Raw genomic sequence first — 22,195 nt, forward strand, 5'->3', positions numbered from 1 at the left:
GCGCGCGACGCGGATACCCGAGCGCGTGCGGCCCCGCCGGTGTTCTACTCGCTGAACTCTGTCACGGAGAGCGCCCTGTCCAGCCGGCCGGCGGCGAGGTCGTCGTGGCGGATCACGAAACTCCCGTGGTAGAACTCGTCGGCCAGGGGAAAGCGGGCGAGTGACAACCACTCGCTCGTCAGCCGGTGCTTCTCCTCCTCCACCTGGGAATACCACTTCGCCACCGGTATGACGATCTCGCCAGCCTTCTCGCGCCCCGCGAGGATCTGCTCGGCGATACTCGTGATCACCTCGTCGTCGGCATACCCGCCGATGTAGGCGCTGGCCAGCCCTTCGTTCGGCGGCCAGAGGTCGTCGGCCAGAGTGCGGAGTTCGTCCAGGTGCGGCAGGTCACGCTCCAGGTCGTGGTTCACCTGCTGCTGGAAGGGCGACAGGTCGTCCTCGTCCTCGTTCGTCCCGAACCAGTCGGGCAGCTGCGCGACGAGCGTGGCGACGACGTCGTACTGCTCGCCGACCATCTCGTGGTCGGTGGGTTGCTCGGCAACCTCGGTATCGGTGCCGGCGGGCACGTACACGACTCGCGCGTACCCCGGCTCCCTCGCCAGGTGGTCCTCCTCGGGGTCGAGAAAGAACAGCAGCGAGCCGTCCACCGGCAGGCCCGAGCCGTCGACTTCGGGCAGCGCCGCGCAGTCGACGGAGAAGATGAACGGCAACCGACTGGCCCCGGCGACCGGCCAGTCCATGCCCACCGGCAGCCGGGGCAACCCACCGAACTGCCCGACCGGAACCCCGCCCGAACCGCCGCCCAACCGGATCGACAGACGGAGGTGCGTGGTGAACCTGCCGATCTCATCGTCCGGGATGCCCACCTCGAGCGCTGCGGCACGGAACTTCCCCTGATGATCCATGGCCCAGCATGATGCCAGTTGCCGTCGCCCTGGCGTACCGGGAAGCGCACGGTCGGCTGGGCGAGGAAGATCGAGCATCGACGACGCGAGTCGTGACAGGATGGTCGGTATGTCTGCTCGCGCACTGAGCTTCGGGATGGTGGCGGAAGCATACGAACGGTACCGGCCCGGATATCCCGTCGAGCTTCTCGACCTGGTGATGAGCTATGCGGGTCGGCCGATTCGAACGGCCCTGGAGATCGGTGCGGGGACAGGCAAGGCGACACGGCTGTTCAGCCGACGGGAGGTCACGCTCACCGTGACCGAGCCGGACGGTGCCATGCTCGCCGAGCTGCGCAAGCACGTGCCGTCCCCCGTCCAGACGGTGCAGGCCGCCTTCGAGGACCTGCGACCGGGGGAGAGATACGACCTGGTGTACGCGGCCGCCGCGCTGCACTGGACGAAGGCGGAGGGCCGCTGGTCGCGCATGGCCGCGCTGGTGGAGCCGGGCGGCGTGTTCGCCTCGTTCGGCGCCCCGATCCAGCTGGCCGATCCGGCGGTGGCGGACGCGGTGCGTGCGGCCCGGGCGCCGTTCCTGGAGAGCGACGAGGTGCCGTCCCCCGACGGCACGCCCCCGGGGCACGCGATGCAGTGGCCGGGCACCGAGCTGCAACGGTCCGAGTGGTTCACCGACGTCCAGCAGGTGGTGATCGAGCGGCGTCTGACGATGAGCGCCGACGACTACGTCGGGCACCTGTCGACGATCTCGGCGTATCTCGAGCTGCCGACGCCGGAACAGGAGCAGGTCTTCCACCGGATCACGCAGGTCCTGCCCGAGACGGTCGACCTTGCCGCCGACATCATCGTCCATCTCGCCCGTCGGCGGCACGAGCAGTAGCGTCTCGACGCCGGCGGCTGCTCAGACCAGGAAGTTCTCCCGCATCCTCGCGCCCAGGTTGATCCCACCCACCGCGCGCGGGCCGGCCGGGTCGTGCACGCTGACGGTGTTGTTGCGGCGCATCAGCTCCCGCATCGCCGGCGGCAGCCGGGGCGGATCGTCCATGGCCGCGAGGATCTGCCCGGCGCTCAGGATCAGCCGGTCGGCCAGGGCGGCGGCGTCGGTGTCCACCCGCACCCGGCCGTACTCCCAGGCCGCGGTGGTGAGGTCGAGCACCTCGAACACGCGGGTCAGTAACGGGTTCGGGTCGGTCACCCGGTCGAGCCGCGGCGCCCGGCCGCCGACCACCGTGACAGCGGCGGCCACCTGCGCGTACGGGTGGAAGCCGCTCGGCAGGGCGAACAGTGGCCAGCGCAGGGCGTGTCCGGCCTCCACCCACAGCGGCCGGTAGTTACGACGGTGCACCAGGAGACGCCGGCCGGTCCGTCGGTGGATCTCGTGGGCCTGGGCCTGAAGGTCCACGTGGGCCTCGTCGGCGACCTGGCTCACGATTCGGGCTGCCACCACCAGGCCGTCGTCGCTGTCCAGCGCTGCGGTCAGCGCCGCGACCTGGTCCGGGAAACGCACCTGCGCGTGGGCACCGTAGCGGGACTGGACCTCGTGCAGCAGCGTCTGCTGTCGTCCCGGGTCGAGCTGGACCCGCCTACCGCCCAGCAACCGCCGGAGCCAACGCATGTCGCCTCGATTCAGCAGAGCCGTCGTGGACGGCGGCAATGCTAGTGCGTCGGCCCGCCCTGACGTTCCCAAGGGGGTTGATCGACGCCGTTGTCGGACACGGCGTTCACCGACGACGCGGCGCCACCAGCCCCGACTCGTACGCCCACACGACCAGTTGGGCCCGGTCGCGGCAGTGCAGCTTCGTCATCGCCCGGTTGACGTGTGTCTTGGCGGTCAACGGACTGATCACCATGCGCGCGGCGATCTCGTCGTTGGTCAACCCGCGGGCGACCAGCTCGACGATCTCCTGTTCCCGGGCGGTCAGCACGTCGCGTCCGGCCGCCGGCACGGCCGGCGGTGGGCCGGCCACGAACTCACTGATCAGTGTGCGGGTGACGGTCGGCGCGAGCAACGCATCACCGCGGGCGACGACGGTGACGGCGTGCAGCAGGTCGGCGGGGTCGGCGTCCTTGAGGAGAAAACCGCTGGCACCCGCGCGGAGGGCGGCGAAGACGTAGGAGTCGAGCCCGTAGTTGGTGAGGATCAGGACGCGGATCGCGGCAAGGTCGGGATCCGCGGCGATGCGCCGGGTGGCCTCGATGCCGTCGATCCCCGGCATCTGCACGTCCATCAGGACGACGTCCGGGCGCAGACACCGCGACAGGTGGACGGCCGAGCTGCCGTCGGTCGCCTCGCCGACGACCTCCAGGTGCTCCTCGGCGTCGAGCAGTGCCCGGAAACCGGCTCGCATCAGCGCCTGGTCGTCGACGATCAGCACCCGGATCATCGCCGTTCCTCCGCGCGGCGGGTGGTCATCGTGGGCCGTCCAGCGGGAAGGTGGCCCGTACCGTGAACCCGTGGTCGTCGCGCGCGGCGGTCCGCAGCGTGCCGCCCAGTGCGCTGACCCGCTCCCGCATGCCCCGCAGGCCCACCCCCGGGGTCAGGGGCTCGGCCGGAGACGCCTGGCCGTCGTCGGTGACCGCGACGGTCAGCTCCGCCGGTGCGTACTCCACCTGGACGTGCGCGGTCGCGGGGCCGGCGTGGCGGGCCACGTTGGTGAGGGCCTCCTGGATGACCCGGTAGCCGGCCTGGTCGACCTCGTCGGGCAGGTCCCAGCGCTGACCGGTGACGGTCACCTGCACCGGTACGCCGACCGCCCGGGTCCGCTCGGCCAGCTCGTCCACCCGGGCCAGCCCGACCCGGCCGCCGTCGGTGGGTGCGCGCAGGACGTCGAGGGTGGTGCGGAGTTCCCGCATCGCCGCACCGCTGGCCTCCTGGATCGCCAGCAGTGTGGCCGACGGCTCCTCGCCGTGCTTGCGGGCCAGGTGCACGGCGATTCCAGCCTGGACCTTGATCACGGAGATGCTGTGGGTCAGGGAGTCGTGCAGGTCGCGGGCGATGCGCAGGCGCTCCTCCCCGGCGCGCCGCAACGCCATCTCCTCGCGGGTGCGTTCGGCCTCGATCGCCCGCTGCTCGACCTGCTCCAGGTACGCCCGGCGCTGCCGGGCGACGAGCCCGGCGACGTTGGCCGCCACGAACCAGCCGAGCAGCAGGGCCGTTCGCTCGGCGACCAGTTGGCCCGGTCGGCCGGCCGGCGCCATCGCGATGTCGCGGGCCAGGAAGCCTCCGAGGAAGGCGAGGCTGGCCACGGCGGCGGCCCACCGGTGTCCCAGCCAGGCGGTGACGTAGACCGCGCCGAGAACGGGGAACGCGGCGGACACCCCCGGGTGCACCCGGAGGTGAACGGCCAGCATGGCGACGGTGACCACGCCCAGCGCCACCACCGGGTAACGCCGGCACGCCGCCAGGGCCGCCGCCATGGCCAGGACCAGGGCGACGTCGAGCACCTCGACCGTCGCGGCGTCCGGGGTGAGCACGGCGTTGCCGATCAGGAGGACGCCGAGGGCGAGACCGCCGAGGGCGTACGGGAGGTCACGGCGCATGGTCGCACTGTAGAACGGCCGTCGTCGGTGGAGCATCCCGCGCGCGTGGTAGCCGGGGCGTACCACGGACGCGGTATGAGCGGCGGGGCAAGTGTCTGCGGAGGCACGACGCTTTCCCGGCCCGTCGCCACGAGCATCGATCCCATGACGTACCGCTTCTTCACCCCCATGCCGACGAGAGCGGCCACCGGCCGCACGGCGGCCGTCTACCAACAGCTGCGCGACGACTTTCTCGGGCCGTTGCCGACCTTCCAGGCGCTGTCGGCCGTGCCGGAGGTGCTGGCCGCGACCTGGGCGCTGATGCGGGAGGCGCTGCTGGCCGGGGACGCGTCCCGGGTCGACCGTGAACTCGTCGCCGCGGCGGTGTCCCGCGCCAACCGCTGCCAGTTCTGCGTCGACGCTCACGTGCTGCTGCTGCACGCGTTGGGCGAACCGAAGCTCGCCGAGGCCGTCGCCCGGGGCGAGACGCCCCCCGAGCCGAGGCACGCCCAGCTCGTCCGCTGGGCGCAGGCGAGTCGCAGCCCCGGATCCGCCGACTGGACCAACCCGTACGGCCCGGAGGTCACCGGCACCCTGCTCGCCTTCCACTTCATCAACCGGGTCGTCTCCGCGTTGCTCGACCCCGATCTGCTCCCCGGCGGTCTGCAACGTTCCCCACTGGTGCGCTCGGTCGGGGGCCGGCTCTACGCCAGGGCGGCCCGGGAGCCGAAGGAGCCCGGCGGAAGCCTCCCGCTGCTCGACGTCGACGTGACGGCGGCACCCCCCGCCTGGGCGGGGGACAGCCCGGTGGGGGTCGCCTACGCGTCGTTGCGGAACGCCGCCACCGGGGGCGGGGAGCTGCTGGGCGACGTGGCACGCCAGACCGTCACGGCCACCGTGCGCTGGGAGGACGGCCGGTTCCCGGGTCGGCCCGCGGACTGGGCCGTCGACCTGGTCCGGGACGTGCCTGGCGAGGACCGCGTCGGGACGCGGATCGCGTTGCTGGCGGCGTTCGCACCCAGCGCGGTCAGCCAGGGTGACGTCGCACTCTGGCGGCTCTCCCACCCGGCCGACGCCGACCTCGTGCGGTTGGTCGCCTACGGGGCGATCACGGCCACCGATCATGTCGCCCGGGCACTCGCCTCGGCGCACCTCTAGGAGGTAACCCCCCGTGCGCAAGGCACTCGTCGTCATCACTGCGCTGTTGCTCGTCGCGTTCGCCCTGCAGTTCGTCTTCGCCGCCGTGGGCGGGTTCACGAAACCCACCGGCGACGACGCGTATGTGCTGCACAGCGTCAACGGCATGGTGGTCATCCCGATTCTTACCCTGCTCACCGCCCTGTTCGCCGCGCTGGCGAAGGCGCCGGGAAAGCTCATCGGACTGGCGATCCTGCCGATCGGCCTCGTCGTCCTCCAGCCGCTGATCGCCGTGTTGGCCGAGGCGTCCACCGACGCGTCGGGTGTCAGCACCCCGCTCGGCCTGACCATCGGTGGATTGCACGCGCTCAACGGAATCATCGCGGTGCACGTCGTGGTCGGCGTGCACCGGGGGGCGCGAAGGCTGGCCGGCCTGGTGCCGGCCGACGCCGGGGTGGCCGTCCGCGAAACGGAGCCGGCATGACCACCGGGTCGCTGCTCGTCGTCGACCTCGTGATCGCGGTCCTCGCGGCCGGTGCCTGGCTGGGTGGCGGCGCGGCGTCGGCCGCCCGACGTCGCCCGCTCGCGCTGGGGCTGGCGGCCGTCGCGCTGCTCGCCACGCTCGCCCGCGCGATCACGATCACCGCCCTCGCCCGCGCCGGTTGGTGGTTCGCCGCGGAGAAGGTCCTCATCGCCGCGCCCCTGTCGCTCGCGGCGGTGGGCGTCGCCGGCTCGCGGCTGCTGCGGGCCGCGGGTGACATCCGGGCCGTCGCGGTTCCGCTGCTCTTCGCCGGGTACGCCACCAGCAGCGCACTACTCGTGACGATCCTGCACGGCTACCCGGCGTCGGCGGGGGCGGGGCTGCTCGCGCTCGCCGGGGTCGTCGCGGCGACGGTGATCTCGGGACGTGCTCTCGGCGCGCGCCCGTCCCGGGCGGTGTCGCGGCGCGCCCTCGTGGTGGCCGTCGCGGCGCTGGTGACCGGAACCGGGCTGACCGTCGCCCCGGGCGGCGCGCCCGTCGTACCGCATGACCATGGTTTTTCGGCGGCCCGGATCGCCGACGAACCGACCCGGCGGTTCACCCTGACCGCCGGGACCGCCACGGTGGACGCGGGCGGTCGGAACGTCGCCGCCTGGGCGTTCAACGGGCAGGTACCCGGACCGGAGTTGACCGCCACCGTCGGCGACGTCGTGGAGGTGACGCTGCGCAACCGGGACATCGGACGTGGCGTCACAGTGCACTGGCACGGGTACGACGTACCGAACGACCAGGACGGGGTGCCCGGGGTGACGCAGGCGGCGGTGCGGCCCGGGCAGGAGTTCGTCTACCGGTTCCGTGCCGATCAGGCCGGAACGTACTGGTACCACACGCACTCGGCTTCCGATGTCGGCGTGCGGATGGGTCTCTACGGTGTGCTGGTGGTGCGACCGGGGCCGGCGACCGGCCTCGACGTCACGGTGCCGGTGCACACCCTGGCGGGCCGCCCGTTGCCCGCGCCGAGAGTGCAGCAGGTCGCGGCCGGCGCGCCGGTGCGGTTACGGCTGATCAACACCGACAGCACGACGCACCGGTACGCCCTGGCCGGGACCGCGTTCCGGGTGGCCGCGATCGACGGCGTCGACGTGCGGCGCCCGACGCCACTGGTCGAGACCGCCGTTCTGATCCCGGCGGGGGGCCGCTACGACGTGGTCTTCGACGCGCCGGCGAGCCCGGTGGCGCTGTTCGTCGACGGCCGGGCGGTGTACTCGACCGGCCCGGTGTCGACCGCGACCGGCGCCTGGCCGGTGTTCGATCCGCTCGGCTACGGCGCGACCGCTGAGGTGCCGTGGTCCCGGTTCGACAAGTCGTTCACCCTCGTTCTCGATCGGGGCATCGACCTGCGCAGACTGCTGCCGCGGTACGCCCACACCGTGAACGGCGCGGCCGACCCGGACATCCCACCCCAGGTCGTACGCCGTGGCGACGTGGTGCTGTTCACGATCGTCAACCGGTCGCAGGTCGTGCACCCGTGGCACCTGCACGGCCACCACGTGCTGGTGCTGAGCCGTGACGGAGAGCCGGCGGTCGGAAGCCCGCTGTGGCTGGACTCGTTCGACGTCCGTCCGGGTGAGGTGTGGAAGGTGGCGTTCCGGGCCGACAACCCGGGGATGTGGGCCAACCATTGCCACAACCTGGCGCACGCCGATGCCGGGATGACGCTGCATCTGATGTACTCGTGATCGCGGCTGCCGGTAGCTTTCTGGCATGACTACTGAGGACACCTTCCGTTCGGTGGCGATCGAGCGCACCAGCCTGGGCAACTACGTCGTGCGGAATGTCCGTGGCGGGTCGCTGTCGTTGGGCACCGGCGAGGACGGCAGTTTCACGCCGGTGGAACTGCTGCTGGCTGCCATCGGCGGCTGCACCGCGGTGGACGTGGACCACATCACCAGTCGTCGCGCCGAGCCGATCGAGTTCGCCGTCGCCGTCACGGGTGACAAGATCCGCGACGAGGCCGGCGGAAACCGGATGCGAAACCTGCGGGTCGAGTTCACCGTGACGTTCCCGGAGGGCGCGGACGGCGACCAGGCCCGTGCGGCGCTGCCCCGGTCGCTGCGGCAGTCGCACGATCGGTTGTGCACCGTCTCCCGCACCGTCGAGCTCGGCACTCCCGTCGTGATCGCCGAGGCGCCCGGGCCCACCGGAGACTGATCGTCGCTGACCACGGCTACTCAGGTCCGTGCGGTTCGTTCGGGCGAGGATGACGACATGCGTCGACTGCTGGTGCCACTGCTGATCGTCCTCGCCGCGGCGGTGGCGTGTGCCGACCCGAACGCCCGGCCGGGGCAGCCGGACGCGACGGTGGCGGAGCCGGTGCCCACCGAACTGCTGGCCGACGGCAGCGTCCCCTGGGCCGACCTGAAGATCACCGACGAGGACCTCAACGGCCGCCCCGCCGAGCCGAGGAGGCCGGCCAGCGGCAGTGAGCCGTGCCGTGCGCAGCAGCTGACCGGCCGGCTCACCAGCTGGACCCGGCCGGGCACCGGCGGTGAGAAGCCTCGCGGCTTCGACGCCGCCATCGGCAAGCTCATCGGCGAAGTGGACGTGCGGAACGCGTCGAAGAAGGAGTGCACGCTGCAGGGCGAGGTGCCCACCAGGATGCTCGTCGGCGGCCGCGAGGTCCCGATGCTCTACACCCATGGCATCGACGTGGAGGGCCGCTCCCGGGTGGTTGCCGTGCCGGCCGGTGGCCACGCGAGCCTGCGCGTGGACTGGTCCGGGCCGTTCTGCCAACCCCTCGGGCCGTTGGAGCTCGCGATCGAGCTGCCGCACGACGGGGGCACCCTGCGCGCGCCGGTCACCGCCGATGAGCGCCCGGGCTGTCCGCAGGGGGAGGGGGTCAACCCGAGCGCCCGGGCGACGTTGTCCGCCAGTGGGTTCACCGAGCCGGTGGCGGTGTCGGAGCCCCCGTCCTCGCCGCTCGACCAGCTCACCGTCGCCGTTCAGGGGCCGCCAACCGCCGCCGCCGGGTCGCGGGTCTCCTTCCGGGTGACGCTCGGCAACCCGACCGACGGTCCCCTCGCGTTGGACCCCTGCCCGGCCTACCTGATGGAACGGTTCTCGCTCGGCGACGCGACGAACGACGCGGTGAACTCGTCCCAGCTGTACCGGCTGAACTGCCGCCCCCGCACGCGGATCCCGGCCGGCGGCAGCGCGGTGTTCGAGATGGTCGCAGAGGTGCCGGCCTCGATGCGGGCTGGGCGCGAGCTGACGGTGACGTGGAAGTTCTATCTGCCGCACTACGTGCAGCGCGGCGGCCAGTTCGGGGTGCTCACCCTCACTGTCGGCTGAGGAGCGTCGTTCCGGGTCGGCCGCAGCGGGAAAGTCGACGGTCAGCGAGAAGCGGGCATAGATGTTGTTGATGGTATGGGAGCGCTCCCGTAACATACCCGACGCGGCCTGTTAACGCTCACAATCAGTCACTGAGCAGCGACCACCACCACCGGGTAGGCCGCCGTCCCGCGAGGAGGGTGCAATATGACCAGATCCAGAGCCACCAATGCCGGTCTGGTTGTGGCCGGCGTCGGTTTACTGGTGTCGTCGACAGTCGTCGCCGCGCTGCCGGCCGGCGCCGCGGCCGAGGGTTGTTCGGTGAACTACGCGGTGTCGTCGCAGTGGCAGGGCGGTTTCGGTGCCAACGTGGCGATCACCAACCTGGGTGATCCGCTGACCAGTTGGACGTTGACGTGGTCCTACGGCGCCGGGCAGACGGTGACGCAGGCGTGGAACACCACGTTGACGCAGAGCGGGTCGGCGGTGACGGCGAGGAACGTGAGCTACAACGGCGCGGTCCCGACCAACGGCTCGGTGTCGTTCGGTTTCAACGGCTCGTGGACGGGCAGCAACCCGGCGCCGACGAGCTTCGCTCTCAACGGTGTCACATGTACCGGTGGCACGACGCCGACCACGCCGCCGCCGACGACTCCGCCGCCCACCGACCCGCCGCCGACGACTCCGCCGCCGACCAACACCTGTGACCTGCCGTCGTCGTACCGGTGGTCGTCGACTGGTGCGTTGGCGCAGCCGAGGTCGGGTTGGGTGTCGTTGAAGGACTTCACCGTCGCCCCGTACAACGGTCAGCAGCTCGTGTACGCCACCACGCACGACTTCGGGACCAGGTGGGGTTCGATGAACTTCGGCCTGTTCACGAACTACTCGCAGATGGCTTCGGCCAGTCAGAACGCGATGAATTCGGGGACTGTCGCGCCGTCGTTGTTCTATTTCGCGCCGCGTAACATCTGGGTGTTGGCGTATCAGTGGGGTGGGCCGGCGTTCTCGTACCGGACCTCGACTGATCCGACGAACCCGAATGGTTGGTCGTCGCCGCAGACGTTGTTCAGTGGCAGTATCTCCAACTCGGGTACCGGTCCGATCGATCAGGCGGTGATCGGTGACGACCAGAACATGTATCTGTTCTTCGCCGGGGACAACGGTCGGATCTACCGGGCGAGCATGCCGATCGGGAACTTCCCGGGCAGCTTCGGGTCGAACTACACGACGATCATGACCGACACCACGAACAACCTGTTCGAGGCGGTGCAGGTGTACAAGCTGCAGGGGTTGAACAAGTACCTGATGATCGTGGAGGCGATCGGGTCGCAGGGCCGGTACTTCCGGTCGTTCACGGCGAGCAGCCTGGGTGGGTCGTGGACGCCGCAGGCCACCAGTGAGAGCAACCCGTTCGCGGGCAAGGCCAACAGTGGTGCGACCTGGACCAACGACATCAGCCACGGTGAGCTGCTGCGCACCAGCGCGGACCAGACGATGACCGTGAACGCCTGCAATCTGCAACTGCTCTACCAGGGTCGTTCCCCCAGCTCCGGCGGTGACTACGGTCTGTTGCCGTACCGGCCGGGTCTGTTGACCCTGCAGCGCTGAGCCGGGCCTGGTGACAGTGCGACGCTGATCCGTGGAAGGCGGGCCCGCGACGGACACTCCGTCGCGGGCCCACCCGAGCCGCGCCCAAGGCCGAGCCGGCCACCGAGCCGGAATCGACACGCGGTGTCCAGGCGGCCGCACGGGGGGCGAGTTTGGGATGATGCGCCGGTCGATCCACCTGCATCACCCGACTCGAAGGGACCCACGATGGCGAAGGTCATCTCCACGTTGTTCATCGCGGCCGACGGCGTGGCGGAAATCGATCCCGACTGGCACTTCCCGTACTTCGACGAGAACATGGGGCGCGCGGTCACCGAGGACTACGAAGCCGCCGACGTGCTGCTGATCGGCCGCGAGACCTACGACAGCTTCGCCGGCGCCTGGCCCGACCGCGAGGCCGCCGGTGGGGAGGACGCGCCGTTCGCCAAGCAGATCGGGGACCTCCGCAAGGTCGTCGTCTCGCGCCAGGCGTTGGACTTCTCCTGGCGCAACTCCGAGTTGATCCAGGGCGACCTCGTCGACGCCGTCACCGCGCTCAAGACCGATGCCGGTGTCCGCGGCATCCTCATTCCCGGTTCGATCTCGGTGGTGCAGCAACTGCTCGCCGCGGGGCTGGTCGACGAGTTGCGCCTGCTGGTGCACCCGGTTGCGGCCCGCAAGGGCCGCAAACTGTTCGACGAGGGCGATCCGGCGTACCACCTGCGCGTGGTGGCGACGGAGGCGTTCCCGACGGGTGTGCTGCGCGTGATCTACGCGCCGGCCGATGCCCCGACCCCGGCCGGCTACGACGACGTCAAGGGCCAGGTGCCCGAAGGAACTAGCTAGGCCGAGTGTGAGCGACTCAGTCGTCGCTCATGTCGGGCTTGCTCGCGGTCGTCGTGAGGGCGAGCGCGTCCAGGAAGTCGTCGAAGGCGCGGTCGGCGCGTGGTGTGTCGCCGGTGGCCTCGATGTCCGTTATGAGGCCGCGGATCACGGCCAGCACGAGGGTGGCGAGCTCGGGGCGGCCGATAGTGCGCAGGCCGTCCTCGAGCGGCTGCAGCCAGTCGGTAGTGGCCTCGCGCCGGAAGTTCGGCCACAACTGCTGTTCGGCGTCCTGGCGGAGTCTACCGAACATGCTGAGGTAGGGACGCCGCTCGGGGCCGGTCATGGCCTGCCACATGCGGCGCAGTGTGGTCAGGTAAGGCTCGTCCGACCTGGGGGTCAACAGGTCGCCGTAGAACTCGCGTTGACGCTGCCGCGCCCGGCGCAGGGTCTCGCGCAGCAGCGCGTCGCGCGTCCCGAAGTGGTAGATCAGCATTCGGGAGGAAACGCCCGACGCCTTCACGAACGGTTCGAGACGGTCGGGGAGGCCGTGGGCGAGCGCGTGGTCGACGCAGGCGTCGAGGATGCGGTCGCGGATCTCGGGTTGTTGGTGACGTCCCACCACCATACTTTTTCACGTAACTGGCGGTACGTCTAACGTTGATCCCAGCCGAAGAAGGAGGCAGAGATGCGAGTGGTATTCGTGCACGGTGCGTGTGTCCGGGACGGCGCCTGGTGGTGGCACCCGACCGCCGAAGCACTGCGCGAGCGTGGCATCAGCAGCGTCGCGCCGTCGTTGCCGAGCTGCGGTGAGGGCGACCGGCCCGCCGGTCCGAACGGTCCCGGCCTGCCGGAGGACGTCGCGGCGGTGCGGGCGGTGCTGGCCGCCGGCGATGAGCCGACGGTGGTCGTGGGACACAGCTATGGCGGGATCGTCGCGGCCGAGGCCGCCGCGGGCGTCGCAGCGATGAGGCACATGGTTTTCGTGTCGAGCTACCTGCCCGAGCCGGGCGAGTCGCTGTCCACCTTCGGGGCTCCGGAACCGCCGCCGTTCCTCGACTTCGACCCCGAGGGCGGCACATTCGGCGCGGTACCGCAGTTGTTCGCCGACACCTTCATGCAGGACTGCCCGCCCGACATCGTCCGCGAGGGTGCGGCTCGCCTGATCCGGCAGACGGTCGCCGTAACCCAGCAGCCGGTGCGGCAGGTGGCGTGGCACGACCTGCCCACAACGTACGTGGTGTGCGCCGAGGATCGCGGCACTCCCGCGTCGGCGCAGCGCGAGTTCGCCCGCCGCGCCGACAAGGTCGTCGAACTGCCGACAGGCCACCACCCGTTCCTGTCCAAGCCGCAGGCCGTCGCCGACATCGTGACCGGGCTTTCATGACCAGGGCGCCGCAGCTGGTGCGGCGCATGTACGCCGCCTACAACCGCCGCGACGCCGACGGCCTGCTCGCCCTGCTGACCGACGACGTCGACTGGCCGGACGGTGATGCCAGACTGCACGGCAAGGATGCGCTCCGCCGCTACTGGCTTGAGCAGTGGACCCGGGTCCACACCCACGACGAGCCCAGCGAGCCGGTCGAGCTGGGTGAAGGGCGCATCGCGGTCCGTGTCGACCAGACGGTCCGTACGCCGGACGGGTCGCCCGTATCGACGGCGCGCTTCGTCCATCTGTTCCGGATCCGGGATGGACTGGTCGCCCGAATGGACATCGAAACAGCTTAGGGAGCGACTCGTCCGGGGCGCTCCCGCCTGCCCTCCCTGAACGTGGCCGGCCGGCCGGTCGGAGCGGGGCAGGTCGGTGAGGTTGGCCAGTCCTTCGTCGGCGAACCTGCCAACCAGGCCAACTGCGTAGCTGTTGGCTACGCCCTCCTTCACCGGTAAGGCAGCCGCCATGAGCAGTCCGACCTGCTGGGACGTGGCGGGGGTGAGGTCCACCGTAGACGCAACCGCCGTACTGGCCCGTGCGTGCTGCGGCGTCCAACGCGCTCTGGATGGACGACGTCGCGTTCCCGCTGCTGTGCAGGCACGGCATGCGGGTGGAGTGGAACCGACAGCAGTCCCGGCGGATCAGGGTCACCGGTGCCCCGGTGGTACGCGCGGTTGGGCTGAACGCCACTGGGCCAGCCCACATCGCGACCCCTAGTTTAGTGAGGCCCATCTATATTGACGTTCGGCGTTGGTGAGGACAGGATCTCGGCACCACCACCACCGTAATCCCTTCTGGGAGTCGCCATGACCCGTCCTCGCCTGCCCCTCCTGCGGGCAGCCACCCGGCTGGCCGCACTGGCCCTGGCCACCGCCGGTGTGCTGCTCACCGTCGCCACCCCTGCCAATGCGGCCGTGCCCACCGGCCGTTACGTCGCGCTGGGCGACTCGTACACCGCCGGCCCGCTGATCCCCACCCAGGTCGACCTCAACTGCCTGCGGTCCAACCGCAACTACCCCTCGCTGGTGGCCGCTGCCGCCGGCTCGTCGTCGTTCGCCGACGTGAGCTGTTCCGGAGCCACCACTGACGACATCCTCTTCGGCGGCAGCGGTCAGTTGGGCACCGCGCTGCCACCGCAGCTGAACGCGGTCACGTCGAACACGGCGCTGGTGACGGTGCAGATCGGCGGTAACGACATCGGGTTCTCCGGCATCATCGGCGACTGCGCCGAGGCGAGCTTCAGCAGCCCGCTCGGGTCGCCGTGCAAGAACCGCTACACCGCCGGTGGCGTCGACCAGTTGCAGGCGAGGATCGCCGCCGCCACGCCGAAGGTGACCGCCGTGCTCCAGGCGGTCCGCCGGGCCGCGCCGAGCGCGCGGGTCGTGGTGCTGGGATACCCGGCGATCCTGCCGGACAGCGGGTACGGCTGCTGGCCCGTCGTCCCGATCGCCTACCAGGACGTGCCGTACCTGCGCGGCATCGAGAAGTCGCTGAACGCGATGCTGGCCAGCGCCGCGAGTGCGAACGGGGCAACCTACTCCGACGTCTACACCCCGTCGATCGGCCGTGACGCGTGCAAGGGCAGCGGCACCCGCTGGGTCGAGGGGCTGGTGCCGCAGAACTCGGCCGCGCCGTTCCACCCGAACGCCCGGGGTGAACAGGGCATGGCCACCGCTCTGCTCGCCACGTTGAACAACTGACCCCTCCGTGATCGGTTGAGCCGGCCCCGGCGGAAGCGGCGGGGCCGGCTCGCGGGTGGTCCGACGCTCTCCGCACGCGGCGTCGACCTCGTGCGCCGGGAGGTCGAACGCCCGCCGACGGTCTCCCCGGGCGCTCGCGCTCCTCGCGGTGCGGACGTCTCACCCAGGCCGGCGTGGCGGTGCCCAGCCACGTCGGTGCAGCCGTTCGATGCCGTCGAGGAGCAGGTCCAACGCGAACTCGAACTCGAACTGGTCGTCGCAGCCCTGCCCGAGGACGGACGCGTCGTCGTGCGACGCCGCCAGGGCGATTTCTGCGACGTGCGGGAACCTGGCCGCGATCTCCGGTGGTAGGGCCGTCGGCGGGGCCGGGTCGGCCCGGCCGGACCGACCGGCGCGTCGGTCGGCGTCGAAGAGTTCCTGACTGAAGCCGAGGATCCGGCTGCCCATCGCGTGCATCACGTGATGGGTGAGATCGACGGAGAATCCGCCGGCCCGGAACGTCCCGATCATGGAGTCGAGGTAGGCCAGGAGGGCTGGCGTCGCCATGTTCCGCGACTCGATCGCCAGCGGTGCCCACGGATGCCGCTGCAGCACCTCCCGCGCCGAGAGGATGCGCCCGCGGATCGCACGCTTCCAGTCGACGCCGGGCTCGGGCGCGCCGATCTCGCCGACGACCACGTCGATCATGCCGTCGAGCAGTTCGTCCTTGTTGGCCACGTGCTTGTAGAGCGCCATCGGCACGACGCCGAGGTCCTGAGCGAGGTTGCGCATGCTGAGGGACTCGATGCCGGCCTCGTCGGCGAGCGCGACGGCGGCGCGTAGGACCCGGTCCCTGCTCAGCGGCGTGCGGGGCAGCGTCTCCGCCTGCTCGACCATCTCGCTCCTCGTCGTCCGTGGACAACCGAAACCCTAATCCCCTTGACCGGTGTACGGCGTACACCTATCGTTGTGGGTGTCGGTGTACGCCGTACACCAGGGGAGGAGTGAAGCCATGAAGGCGATCGTCCAGGACCGGTACGGGCCATCCGAAACGCTCAGCCTCGCGGATGTGGACACGCCGGTGCCCGCCCCCGACGAGGTGCTCGTGCGGGTCGAGGCCGCCGCGCTCAACGCGTACGACTGGCACGTCATGCGGGGCGATCCGCGGGTGGCCCGCCTGGCGCTGGGGCGGTCCCGGCCCCGGGCGCGTATCCGTGGGCGGGACTTCGCCGGGCGGGTCGAGGCCGTCGGTTCCCGCGTTCGGGAGATCCACCCGGGCGACGCCGTCTTCGGCGATCTCGGCGAGGCCAACGGCGCGTTCGCGGAGTACGTGTGCGTATCCGAGAACCTGGTCACGGCGAAGCCGGCGAACCTGACCCCGCAGCAGGCCGCCGCCCTGCCGTTGGCCGGCGTCACCGCGCTCATGGGCCTGGACGCCGGGCAGGTCCGGCCCGGCCACCGCGTCCTGGTCAACGGCGCCTCCGGTGGGGTCGGCACTCTCGCCGTCCAGCTGGCCACGGTGCTCGGCGCGACAGTGACCGCCGTCTGCAGCACCCGCAACGTCGACCTGGTCCGTTCCCTCGGTGCCGAGCACGTCGTCGACTACACCCGTGACGACTTCGCCCGCGACGCCCGCCGCTACGAGATGGTGTTCGACCTGGTCGGCAACCGTTCCCTGCGGGCGCTGCGGCGGGTGCTGACCCCGACCGGGACGCTGGTGCTCTCCGGCGGAGGCGTGTTCCGCGGCGGCAGCCTCATCGGGCCGATCGGCCTGATCGCGCGCGGGCGGCTGCTGGCGCCCTTCGTCCGGCACCGCATCGTCGTCCTCACTGCCGTGCCCGGTCGGCGGCACCTCGACACGCTGCGCGCGTACGCCGAAACCGGCCGTCTCACCCCGGTCATCGACCGGAGTTATCCCCTGCACGAGGTACCGAAGGCGATGCGGTACCTCGAAGACGAGCACGCCCGGGCCAAGGTCGTCATCACCGTCTGACCTGCCACGACGGCCCGCTCCGCCACCGAGCGGCGGCCCGATCCGGCATCGCGGTGCTTGAGATCGCGGAAACCGGGGTACCGAAAGTGTCATGCCGAATGTGGGGCAAGTCGTCGGAGACCGGTACCGTCTGGTCGAGAGCATCGCCAGCGGTGGGATGGGTGACGTCTGGCGGGCGGTCGACGAGACCCTGGACCGCTGCGTCGCGGTCAAGATGCTGCAGAGTCGACTGGTCGCCGACGCCGGCTTCGGCGAGCGGTTCCGGCGCGAGGCTCGGGCGATGGCGGCCCTGCGGCACCCCGGCGTCGCCCAGGTCTACGACTACGGTGAGGTCTCCGAGCCCGACGCGCTCGCGTACATCGTGATGGAGTGTGTCCAGGGGCAGCCCCTGTCGGAGCGGATCGCCGAGGTCGGTCGGCTGGGCGTGGCCGAGACCATGTCGATCGCCGCGCAGACCGCTGGTGCGCTGCAGGCCGCCCACGACGCCGGCGTCGTGCACCGCGACGTGAAGCCCAGCAACCTGGTCATCGAGCCGGACGGGCACGTCGTGCTCGTCGACTTCGGTGTCGCGGTGACGCAGGAGGCGGCGAGCCTGACCGGTACGAACCAGGTGGTCGGCACCGCCCTCTATATGGCGCCGGAGCAGGTCACCAGGAATGAGACCACGCCGGCGATCGACATCTACGCGCTGGGCGCCGTCGTCTACCACTGCCTCGCCGGCAGGCCTCCGCACCAGGGTGAGAACGCTGTCGCGGTGGCTCTGCGGCATCTCCAAGAGGAGCCACCACCCCTGCCTGCGGACGTCCCGGAGGCGGTGCGGCGGTTGGTCGACACCGCGATGGCGAAGCAGCCCGCTCATCGCTTCCCGACGGCGGCGGCCATGGCCACGGCCGCGCAGACACTCGCGGATTCGTCCGACCAGTCGCTGCCGACCGTCGTCGCGGCATCGGGGACCGCCGTCACGGCACCGCTCGGAGCGCCGATCCAGCGCACCGACGTCCCGCGGCCGGTCGTCGGCAGCGTGGCGAAGCGGTCGGGCGTCCCCGGGCCTAAGGGTCTCGCGGTGCTGCTCGGGTCGATGGTCGCCGCGGCCGCCGTCCTGGTGTTCGCCGATCCCACCGGGATGATGCCGGGCCGGACCGGTCAACCGTCGACCCCGCCAGCGGTGTCGCCGCCGGCCCCGTCGCAACGCGACCCGGGTCCGGGCGGCGGCGGCGGTGACCCGGCCAACAGCGATTCCGCGGGCCTGCCGGTCCGGGCCACCGGCTCGCCGACCCCGACGCCCAGCGGCTCGGCCGGTCCGGGGACCGTCGACCAGTCGACGCCGCCCGGTGAGAGCACCGAGGGTGGGGCAACGCCCACTCCGTCCGAGAGCGCCCCGACCGACCCGACGGCGGCTCCGACGGGTGGGACGACGGCGGCACCGACCGAGTCGTCCTCCGAGGAGCCCGCGGAGCCCGAGGAGGAGCCCGCGGCGCCCGAGGAGGAGCCCGCGGAGCCCGAGGAGCCCGAGGAGGAGGCGGCGGCGGACCCGACGCGGACACCGCCGACGCCGGAGTCGGCAGCCGAGACGTCAGCGGTACCGCAGGTCTAGCAGCGGTGTGTCGAGGGCGACTGCGGTGGCTGGCGCCATCGGGCAGGATCGTCGCATGGTGAGCATCAGCCAGGAGTCCCCTGACGAGACCGCGCTGCGGCTGCGGCAGGTCATCGCGGCTGCGGAACTGGTCATCTTCGATGGTGAGTGGTCGTTTCGTGAGGCGCCGCTGAGTCAACCACCGGCCTTGACGGTTGACCTGCTTGCCGTGGTGCGCGACGAGGACCGGTGGTGCTGGCTTGCGCCAGCTGGCGGCGCCACCGACGGTGAACGCTTCACGGTGTTCTCGTTCCACTTCCCGCCCGGAATGGACAACAGCGGGTTCGTCGGATGGCTGGCCACGGAGTTTAAACGCCGGCTGGGCACCGGGGTGTTCGTCATCTGTGGCCACAACAGCGACCGCGCTGGCATTTACGACTACTGGGGCTGCCCGGCGCAGGTCCGCGCCGAGGCTGTACAGGTCCTTGGCGAGCTGCGCGCCGGTCGGTAGAACCTCCAGGCCACGGCGAACGGAGGCGTGCAGCGTCATCGATTACGGGCGACGATCTGGGTCCCGCCGCGCGGACCCCGCATCGACGACTCTGGCGTGGCGGCCGAGACCGCCACGCCAGAGGTGTGACTTCAGCAGTCGCGCACCGTCAGCTGGTACGACAGCTGACCGTCGGCCAGGTCCAGTTGCCGTTGGCCATGACCGTGATGCCGAAGTTGTTGCCGTTGCCGTTCGGCCTGGCCGTCACCGTGCCGCTGGTGCCGCTGACGGAGGCGTTCCAACTGTTCTGGATGCTCTGGCCGCCGTTGAGACCGAGGCTGACCACCCAGTTGTTGGTGCCGCTGACCGCGACGTTCAGGTTGAACCGGTCACCCCACTGCTGACCGGCCGAGAGCGTCGCGTTGCAGTTGCCGGTGCCCGGGTTGCCGGTGGTGGGCGGGGTGGTCGGGTTGCCGCCGCCGCCCTCCCAGACGGTGATGTCGGAGCTGCCTTGGCTCTGGTAGCCCTCGGTGGCCATGATCTGGTACGCGTGGTTGCTGCCCAGGTTCAGGCCGGCGCGGGCCCAGGCGTCGAAGTGGTTGGCCGTGGTGATGGTGCCACTCGAACGCTTCTGCTGGCGGACGCTCCAGTACTGGTAGAACGTCTGGTTGCCGTCGATCGACGGGGCGTTGACCCGCTGGCTGCGGAGGATGTCGTAGGTGCCGCCGTCGGTGGTGACCGTACCCAGTCGCTGCGCGCCGCTGCTCGGGTTGTAGCTACCGAAGTTCTCCACCACGTAGTACTCGATGAGCGGGTTGCGCGTCCACCCGTACAGGGCGAGGTAGGTGTTGTTGTTGCCCGGGTTGTAGCTGCCCGAGTAGCTGACCGTCCGTCGGTTACCGGTGGCCCAGCCCTTGCCGCCGACCCAGTTGTTGGTGCTCCGGTCCCAGCTGCTGGAGTAGCGACCGTCGGCGCGCAGCGTCATGCTGGCGTTGCCGCTGTCCTTCCAGAACGAGAAGTAGTACCCGTTGTGGGTGCCGGTGAGGTTCGAGGTGAGCGTGCGGTCCGCCTCGGCGTACGCGTTGGTGGCCGTCATCGTGCCGGCCACGGCCAGGACGGCGGCGCACGCGGCGCCGAGGAGCAGCCGCAGGCGGCCGCGCCTGGAAGGTGCGATGGGAATCTGACTGGTGTCGCTCATGGACGTGTTTCCTCCTCGTGACGGCTGGCGGGGGCCAGCAATGCGGCACGTCTCGGCAGGCTGCCGGTGGCTCGGTGACGGCCACTGTCGTCGTGCCGCGCTGTGGTGGTTGGTCGGTCGTCCTGCACGACGACCGGAGGAAGGTGGCGCGGTGACTGCCATCGACGGTGATTGAGCGCCGTCGATGGCGACCGTATTAACCTGGTCGTCGCCTTGTCAACAATTTCCGGAAACATGGCGGTAGGGCCGCGACGGCGCGTGAGCCCTCGCCGGGCGGTGTCTATCCAGGTCAGAGTCGATCGGCCTCGCTCAAGCTCCGCTGCGGGTCGTGGTGGCCGCTCTGGGCGCGATAATGTCCCGCCGATAACTTCCGGACTCTTTCCGGACCGCAATCATCCGATGACCGCCACGGTTCGGGGAGCGGGGCGTCGGTCAGCGGGGCGGCAGGGCGTTGAGCCGGGCGGCCTGGCGGGTCAGATGGTCGCGCTCGGCGAGGTTGGGGGCCAGCCGGGCCGCCTCGGCGTACCACCGGGCCGCCGTCGCGACGTTGCCGTCGCGTTCGTGCAGGTACGCCCCCACCGCCCGGTAGCGCGGCAGGGACTCGTCCAGCGCCGCGAGCGCCGCGAGACCGGCACGCGCGCCGTCGGCCTCCCCGACGGCCACCGCGCGGTTGAGCCGGACGATCGGACTGTCGGTCAGGCGCGCCAGTTCGTCGTACCACTCGACGATCTGCACCCAGTCGGTCTCCTCGGCGGTGGGAGCGTCGGCGTGCAGTGCCGCGATGGCGGCCTGGGCCTGGAACTCGCCCAGCCGGTCGCGGGCGAGGGCCGCCTGGAGGATCGCGACGCCCTCGGCGATCGACGCGGTGTCCCATCGGCCGCGGTCCTGTCCGGCCAGGGGCACCAGGCTTCCGTCGGGCCCGCTCCGGGCTGCGCGCCGGGCATGGTGGAGCAGCATGAGGGCGAGCAGCCCGGCCACCTCGGGGTGGTCGATCGCCGCCCTGAGCTGCCGGGTGAGCCGAATGGCCTCGGCGGCGAGGTCGACGTCGCCGGAGTAGCCCTCGTTGAAGACCAGGTAGAGAACGCGCAGCACGGTCGCGACGTCGCCCGGCTGGTCGAACCGCACCCCGGAGACGGTGCGTTTCGCCCGGCTGATCCGTTGCGCCATGGTCGCCTCGGGGACGAGGTAGGCGTGCGCGATCTGGCGGGTGGTCAGGCCACCGACGGCGCGCAGCGTGAGTGCGACCGCCGACGACGGCGTCAACGACGGGTGGGCGCACAGGAAGTAGAGCCACAGCGTGTCGTCGACCGCCGACGCGGGTCCCGGCGGCGGCTCCTCCTCCACGGCGTCCTCGCGTCGGCGGCGCGCCGCGTCCGCTCGGGTCGTGTCGAGGAAGCGGCGCCAGGCCACGGTGACCAGCCAGCCCATCGGGTCGCGAGGTGGGTCGGCCGGCCAGACGCGCACCGCCTCGACCAGCGCGTCCTGCACGGCGTCCTCGGCCGCCGCGAAGTCGACTCCGCGGCGGACGAGGATGCCGAGCACGCTCGGGGTGAGGCCCCGGAGCAGGGACTCGTTCACTCCGTGATGGTGGGGGGCTCGGTCAGGAACGGGCGCAGCTCGAGCCACTCGTGGATCGGCTTGCCGCCCGCCCCTGGGGCAGCCGACAGCTCCCCGGCCAGCTCGACGGCGCGTTCGTAGCTGTCGACGTCGATCACCATCCAGCCGGCGATCAGATCCTTGGTCTCGGCGAACGGACCGTCGGTCACCGGCGGGCGGCCCTCGCCGTCGTACCGGACGAACGTCCCGGTGGGGGCGAGTGCCTGACCGTCGACGAACTCGCCGGTCTCCTCGAGTCGTGCCGCGAAGTCGCGCATGTACTGCATGTGAGCCGAGACCTCTGCCGGCGCCCACTGGTCCATGGGCACGTCGTTGACCGCCTCGGGGGCGCCGCGGTAGTGCTTGAGCAGCAGGTACTTGGCCATGGTGATTCTCCTCGACACTGGTGTGCGACCGTCGTGGTCGCGTTCACCCCGGGGACGAAGCCAGGTG

General features: G+C 70.9%; 23 protein-coding genes. 14 read left to right on the forward strand and 9 right to left on the reverse strand.

What is annotated here, in order from left to right; all coding sequences use genetic code 11:
• Nucleotides 1-44: 44 nt before the first annotated feature.
• Nucleotides 45-908 carry a DUF1963 domain-containing protein gene (locus O7614_RS14595; protein ID WP_278138993.1) on the reverse strand — a complete coding sequence of 288 codons (864 nt, stop codon included), beginning with the start codon at nucleotides 906-908 and terminating at the stop codon, nucleotides 45-47.
• 109 nt (nucleotides 909-1,017) lie between these two features.
• Here O7614_RS14595 and O7614_RS14600 point away from each other — a divergent pair, with 109 nt between their 5' ends.
• Nucleotides 1,018-1,785, forward strand: coding sequence for a class I SAM-dependent methyltransferase (locus O7614_RS14600; protein WP_278138994.1), 768 nt, complete (start codon nucleotides 1,018-1,020; stop codon nucleotides 1,783-1,785).
• Between the two features lie 21 nt (nucleotides 1,786-1,806).
• On the opposite strand, the gene O7614_RS14605 is transcribed toward O7614_RS14600, so the two are convergent.
• From O7614_RS14605 to O7614_RS14615, 3 genes are all read right to left on the reverse strand, one after another.
• Nucleotides 1,807-2,520 carry a hypothetical protein gene (locus O7614_RS14605; RefSeq protein ID WP_278138995.1) on the reverse strand — a complete coding sequence of 238 codons (714 nt, stop codon included), beginning with the start codon at nucleotides 2,518-2,520 and terminating at the stop codon, nucleotides 1,807-1,809.
• A 106-nt stretch (nucleotides 2,521-2,626) separates the two neighbouring features.
• The gene (locus tag O7614_RS14610) at nucleotides 2,627-3,289 is read right to left on the reverse strand and encodes a response regulator transcription factor (RefSeq protein ID WP_278138996.1); all 663 of its coding nucleotides are present in this window, start codon (nucleotides 3,287-3,289) and stop codon (nucleotides 2,627-2,629) included.
• A gap of 25 nt (nucleotides 3,290-3,314) precedes the next feature.
• Nucleotides 3,315-4,445, reverse strand: a complete 1,131-nt coding sequence (locus O7614_RS14615; protein ID WP_278138997.1) for a sensor histidine kinase — start codon at nucleotides 4,443-4,445, stop codon at nucleotides 3,315-3,317.
• A gap of 144 nt (nucleotides 4,446-4,589) precedes the next feature.
• On the opposite strand from O7614_RS14615, the gene O7614_RS14620 reads away from it, so the two are divergent.
• From O7614_RS14620 to O7614_RS14650, 7 genes are all read left to right on the forward strand, one after another.
• Nucleotides 4,590-5,582, forward strand: a complete 993-nt coding sequence (locus O7614_RS14620) for a carboxymuconolactone decarboxylase family protein (protein WP_278138998.1) — start codon at nucleotides 4,590-4,592, stop codon at nucleotides 5,580-5,582.
• 13 nt (nucleotides 5,583-5,595) lie between these two features.
• The gene (locus O7614_RS14625; protein WP_278138999.1) at nucleotides 5,596-6,045 is read left to right on the forward strand and encodes a DUF6220 domain-containing protein; all 450 of its coding nucleotides are present in this window, start codon (nucleotides 5,596-5,598) and stop codon (nucleotides 6,043-6,045) included.
• Nucleotides 6,042-7,781 (forward strand): multicopper oxidase family protein, encoded by a 1,740-nt coding sequence (locus tag O7614_RS14630; RefSeq protein ID WP_278139000.1) that lies wholly within the window; start codon nucleotides 6,042-6,044, stop codon nucleotides 7,779-7,781. The genes O7614_RS14625 and O7614_RS14630 overlap by 4 nt, the downstream gene beginning before the upstream one ends.
• A 25-nt stretch (nucleotides 7,782-7,806) precedes the next feature.
• Entirely contained in the window at nucleotides 7,807-8,253 is a 447-nt protein-coding gene (locus tag O7614_RS14635; RefSeq protein ID WP_278139001.1) for an OsmC family protein, read from the forward strand.
• Between the two features lie 57 nt (nucleotides 8,254-8,310).
• Nucleotides 8,311-9,393, forward strand: a complete 1,083-nt coding sequence (locus O7614_RS14640; protein ID WP_278139002.1) for a hypothetical protein — start codon at nucleotides 8,311-8,313, stop codon at nucleotides 9,391-9,393.
• 186 nt (nucleotides 9,394-9,579) lie between these two features.
• The gene (locus O7614_RS14645) at nucleotides 9,580-10,980 is read left to right on the forward strand and encodes a non-reducing end alpha-L-arabinofuranosidase family hydrolase (RefSeq protein WP_278139003.1); all 1,401 of its coding nucleotides are present in this window, start codon (nucleotides 9,580-9,582) and stop codon (nucleotides 10,978-10,980) included.
• Between the two features lie 207 nt (nucleotides 10,981-11,187).
• Nucleotides 11,188-11,805: a dihydrofolate reductase family protein gene (locus tag O7614_RS14650; protein WP_278139004.1), complete on the forward strand. Its 618-nt coding sequence runs from the start codon at nucleotides 11,188-11,190 to the stop codon at nucleotides 11,803-11,805.
• Nucleotides 11,806-11,821: 16 nt separating this feature from the next.
• Here the strand turns inward: O7614_RS14650 and O7614_RS14655 are convergent, their stop codons facing one another.
• Nucleotides 11,822-12,409 carry a TetR/AcrR family transcriptional regulator gene (locus O7614_RS14655; RefSeq protein WP_278139005.1) on the reverse strand — a complete coding sequence of 196 codons (588 nt, stop codon included), beginning with the start codon at nucleotides 12,407-12,409 and terminating at the stop codon, nucleotides 11,822-11,824.
• Nucleotides 12,410-12,469: 60 nt separating this feature from the next.
• Here O7614_RS14655 and O7614_RS14660 point away from each other — a divergent pair, with 60 nt between their 5' ends.
• The 3 genes from O7614_RS14660 to O7614_RS14670 all read left to right on the forward strand — a co-directional run bounded on the left by O7614_RS14660 (nucleotide 12,470) and on the right by O7614_RS14670 (nucleotide 14,913).
• Entirely contained in the window at nucleotides 12,470-13,168 is a 699-nt protein-coding gene (locus O7614_RS14660; RefSeq protein WP_278139006.1) for an alpha/beta hydrolase, read from the forward strand.
• A complete protein-coding gene (locus tag O7614_RS14665; RefSeq protein ID WP_278139007.1) occupies nucleotides 13,165-13,509 on the forward strand; it encodes a nuclear transport factor 2 family protein in 345 nt (114 codons plus the stop codon). The genes O7614_RS14660 and O7614_RS14665 overlap by 4 nt, the downstream gene beginning before the upstream one ends.
• A gap of 510 nt (nucleotides 13,510-14,019) precedes the next feature.
• Nucleotides 14,020-14,913, forward strand: coding sequence for an SGNH/GDSL hydrolase family protein (locus tag O7614_RS14670; protein WP_278139008.1), 894 nt, complete (start codon nucleotides 14,020-14,022; stop codon nucleotides 14,911-14,913).
• Between the two features lie 159 nt (nucleotides 14,914-15,072).
• Here the strand turns inward: O7614_RS14670 and O7614_RS14675 are convergent, their stop codons facing one another.
• On the reverse strand, nucleotides 15,073-15,789 hold the full coding sequence (locus O7614_RS14675; RefSeq protein ID WP_278139009.1) for a TetR/AcrR family transcriptional regulator C-terminal domain-containing protein: 717 nt from the start codon (nucleotides 15,787-15,789) through the stop codon (nucleotides 15,073-15,075).
• 115 nt (nucleotides 15,790-15,904) lie between these two features.
• On the opposite strand from O7614_RS14675, the gene O7614_RS14680 reads away from it, so the two are divergent.
• From O7614_RS14680 to O7614_RS14690, 3 genes are all read left to right on the forward strand, one after another.
• Nucleotides 15,905-16,885, forward strand: a complete 981-nt coding sequence (locus O7614_RS14680; protein ID WP_278139010.1) for an NAD(P)-dependent alcohol dehydrogenase — start codon at nucleotides 15,905-15,907, stop codon at nucleotides 16,883-16,885.
• A gap of 91 nt (nucleotides 16,886-16,976) precedes the next feature.
• A complete protein-coding gene (locus O7614_RS14685) occupies nucleotides 16,977-18,479 on the forward strand; it encodes a serine/threonine-protein kinase (protein WP_278139011.1) in 1,503 nt (500 codons plus the stop codon).
• Between the two features lie 55 nt (nucleotides 18,480-18,534).
• Entirely contained in the window at nucleotides 18,535-18,969 is a 435-nt protein-coding gene (locus O7614_RS14690; protein WP_278139012.1) for a DUF6196 family protein, read from the forward strand.
• 148 nt (nucleotides 18,970-19,117) lie between these two features.
• On the opposite strand, the gene O7614_RS14695 is transcribed toward O7614_RS14690, so the two are convergent.
• The 3 genes from O7614_RS14695 to O7614_RS14705 form a co-directional block, all read right to left on the reverse strand.
• On the reverse strand, nucleotides 19,118-20,146 hold the full coding sequence (locus O7614_RS14695; RefSeq protein WP_278139013.1) for a glycoside hydrolase family 11 protein: 1,029 nt from the start codon (nucleotides 20,144-20,146) through the stop codon (nucleotides 19,118-19,120).
• Nucleotides 20,147-20,578: 432 nt separating this feature from the next.
• On the reverse strand, nucleotides 20,579-21,724 hold the full coding sequence (locus O7614_RS14700) for a DUF6596 domain-containing protein (protein ID WP_278139014.1): 1,146 nt from the start codon (nucleotides 21,722-21,724) through the stop codon (nucleotides 20,579-20,581).
• Nucleotides 21,721-22,128, reverse strand: a complete 408-nt coding sequence (locus tag O7614_RS14705) for a YciI family protein (protein WP_278139015.1) — start codon at nucleotides 22,126-22,128, stop codon at nucleotides 21,721-21,723. Before O7614_RS14705 ends, O7614_RS14700 begins: the two co-directional genes overlap by 4 nt.
• Nucleotides 22,129-22,195: the final 67 nt, after the last annotated feature.

Source organism: Micromonospora sp. WMMD961, from assembly GCF_029626145.1.
Taxonomy (GTDB): Bacteria; Actinomycetota; Actinomycetes; order Mycobacteriales; family Micromonosporaceae; genus Micromonospora.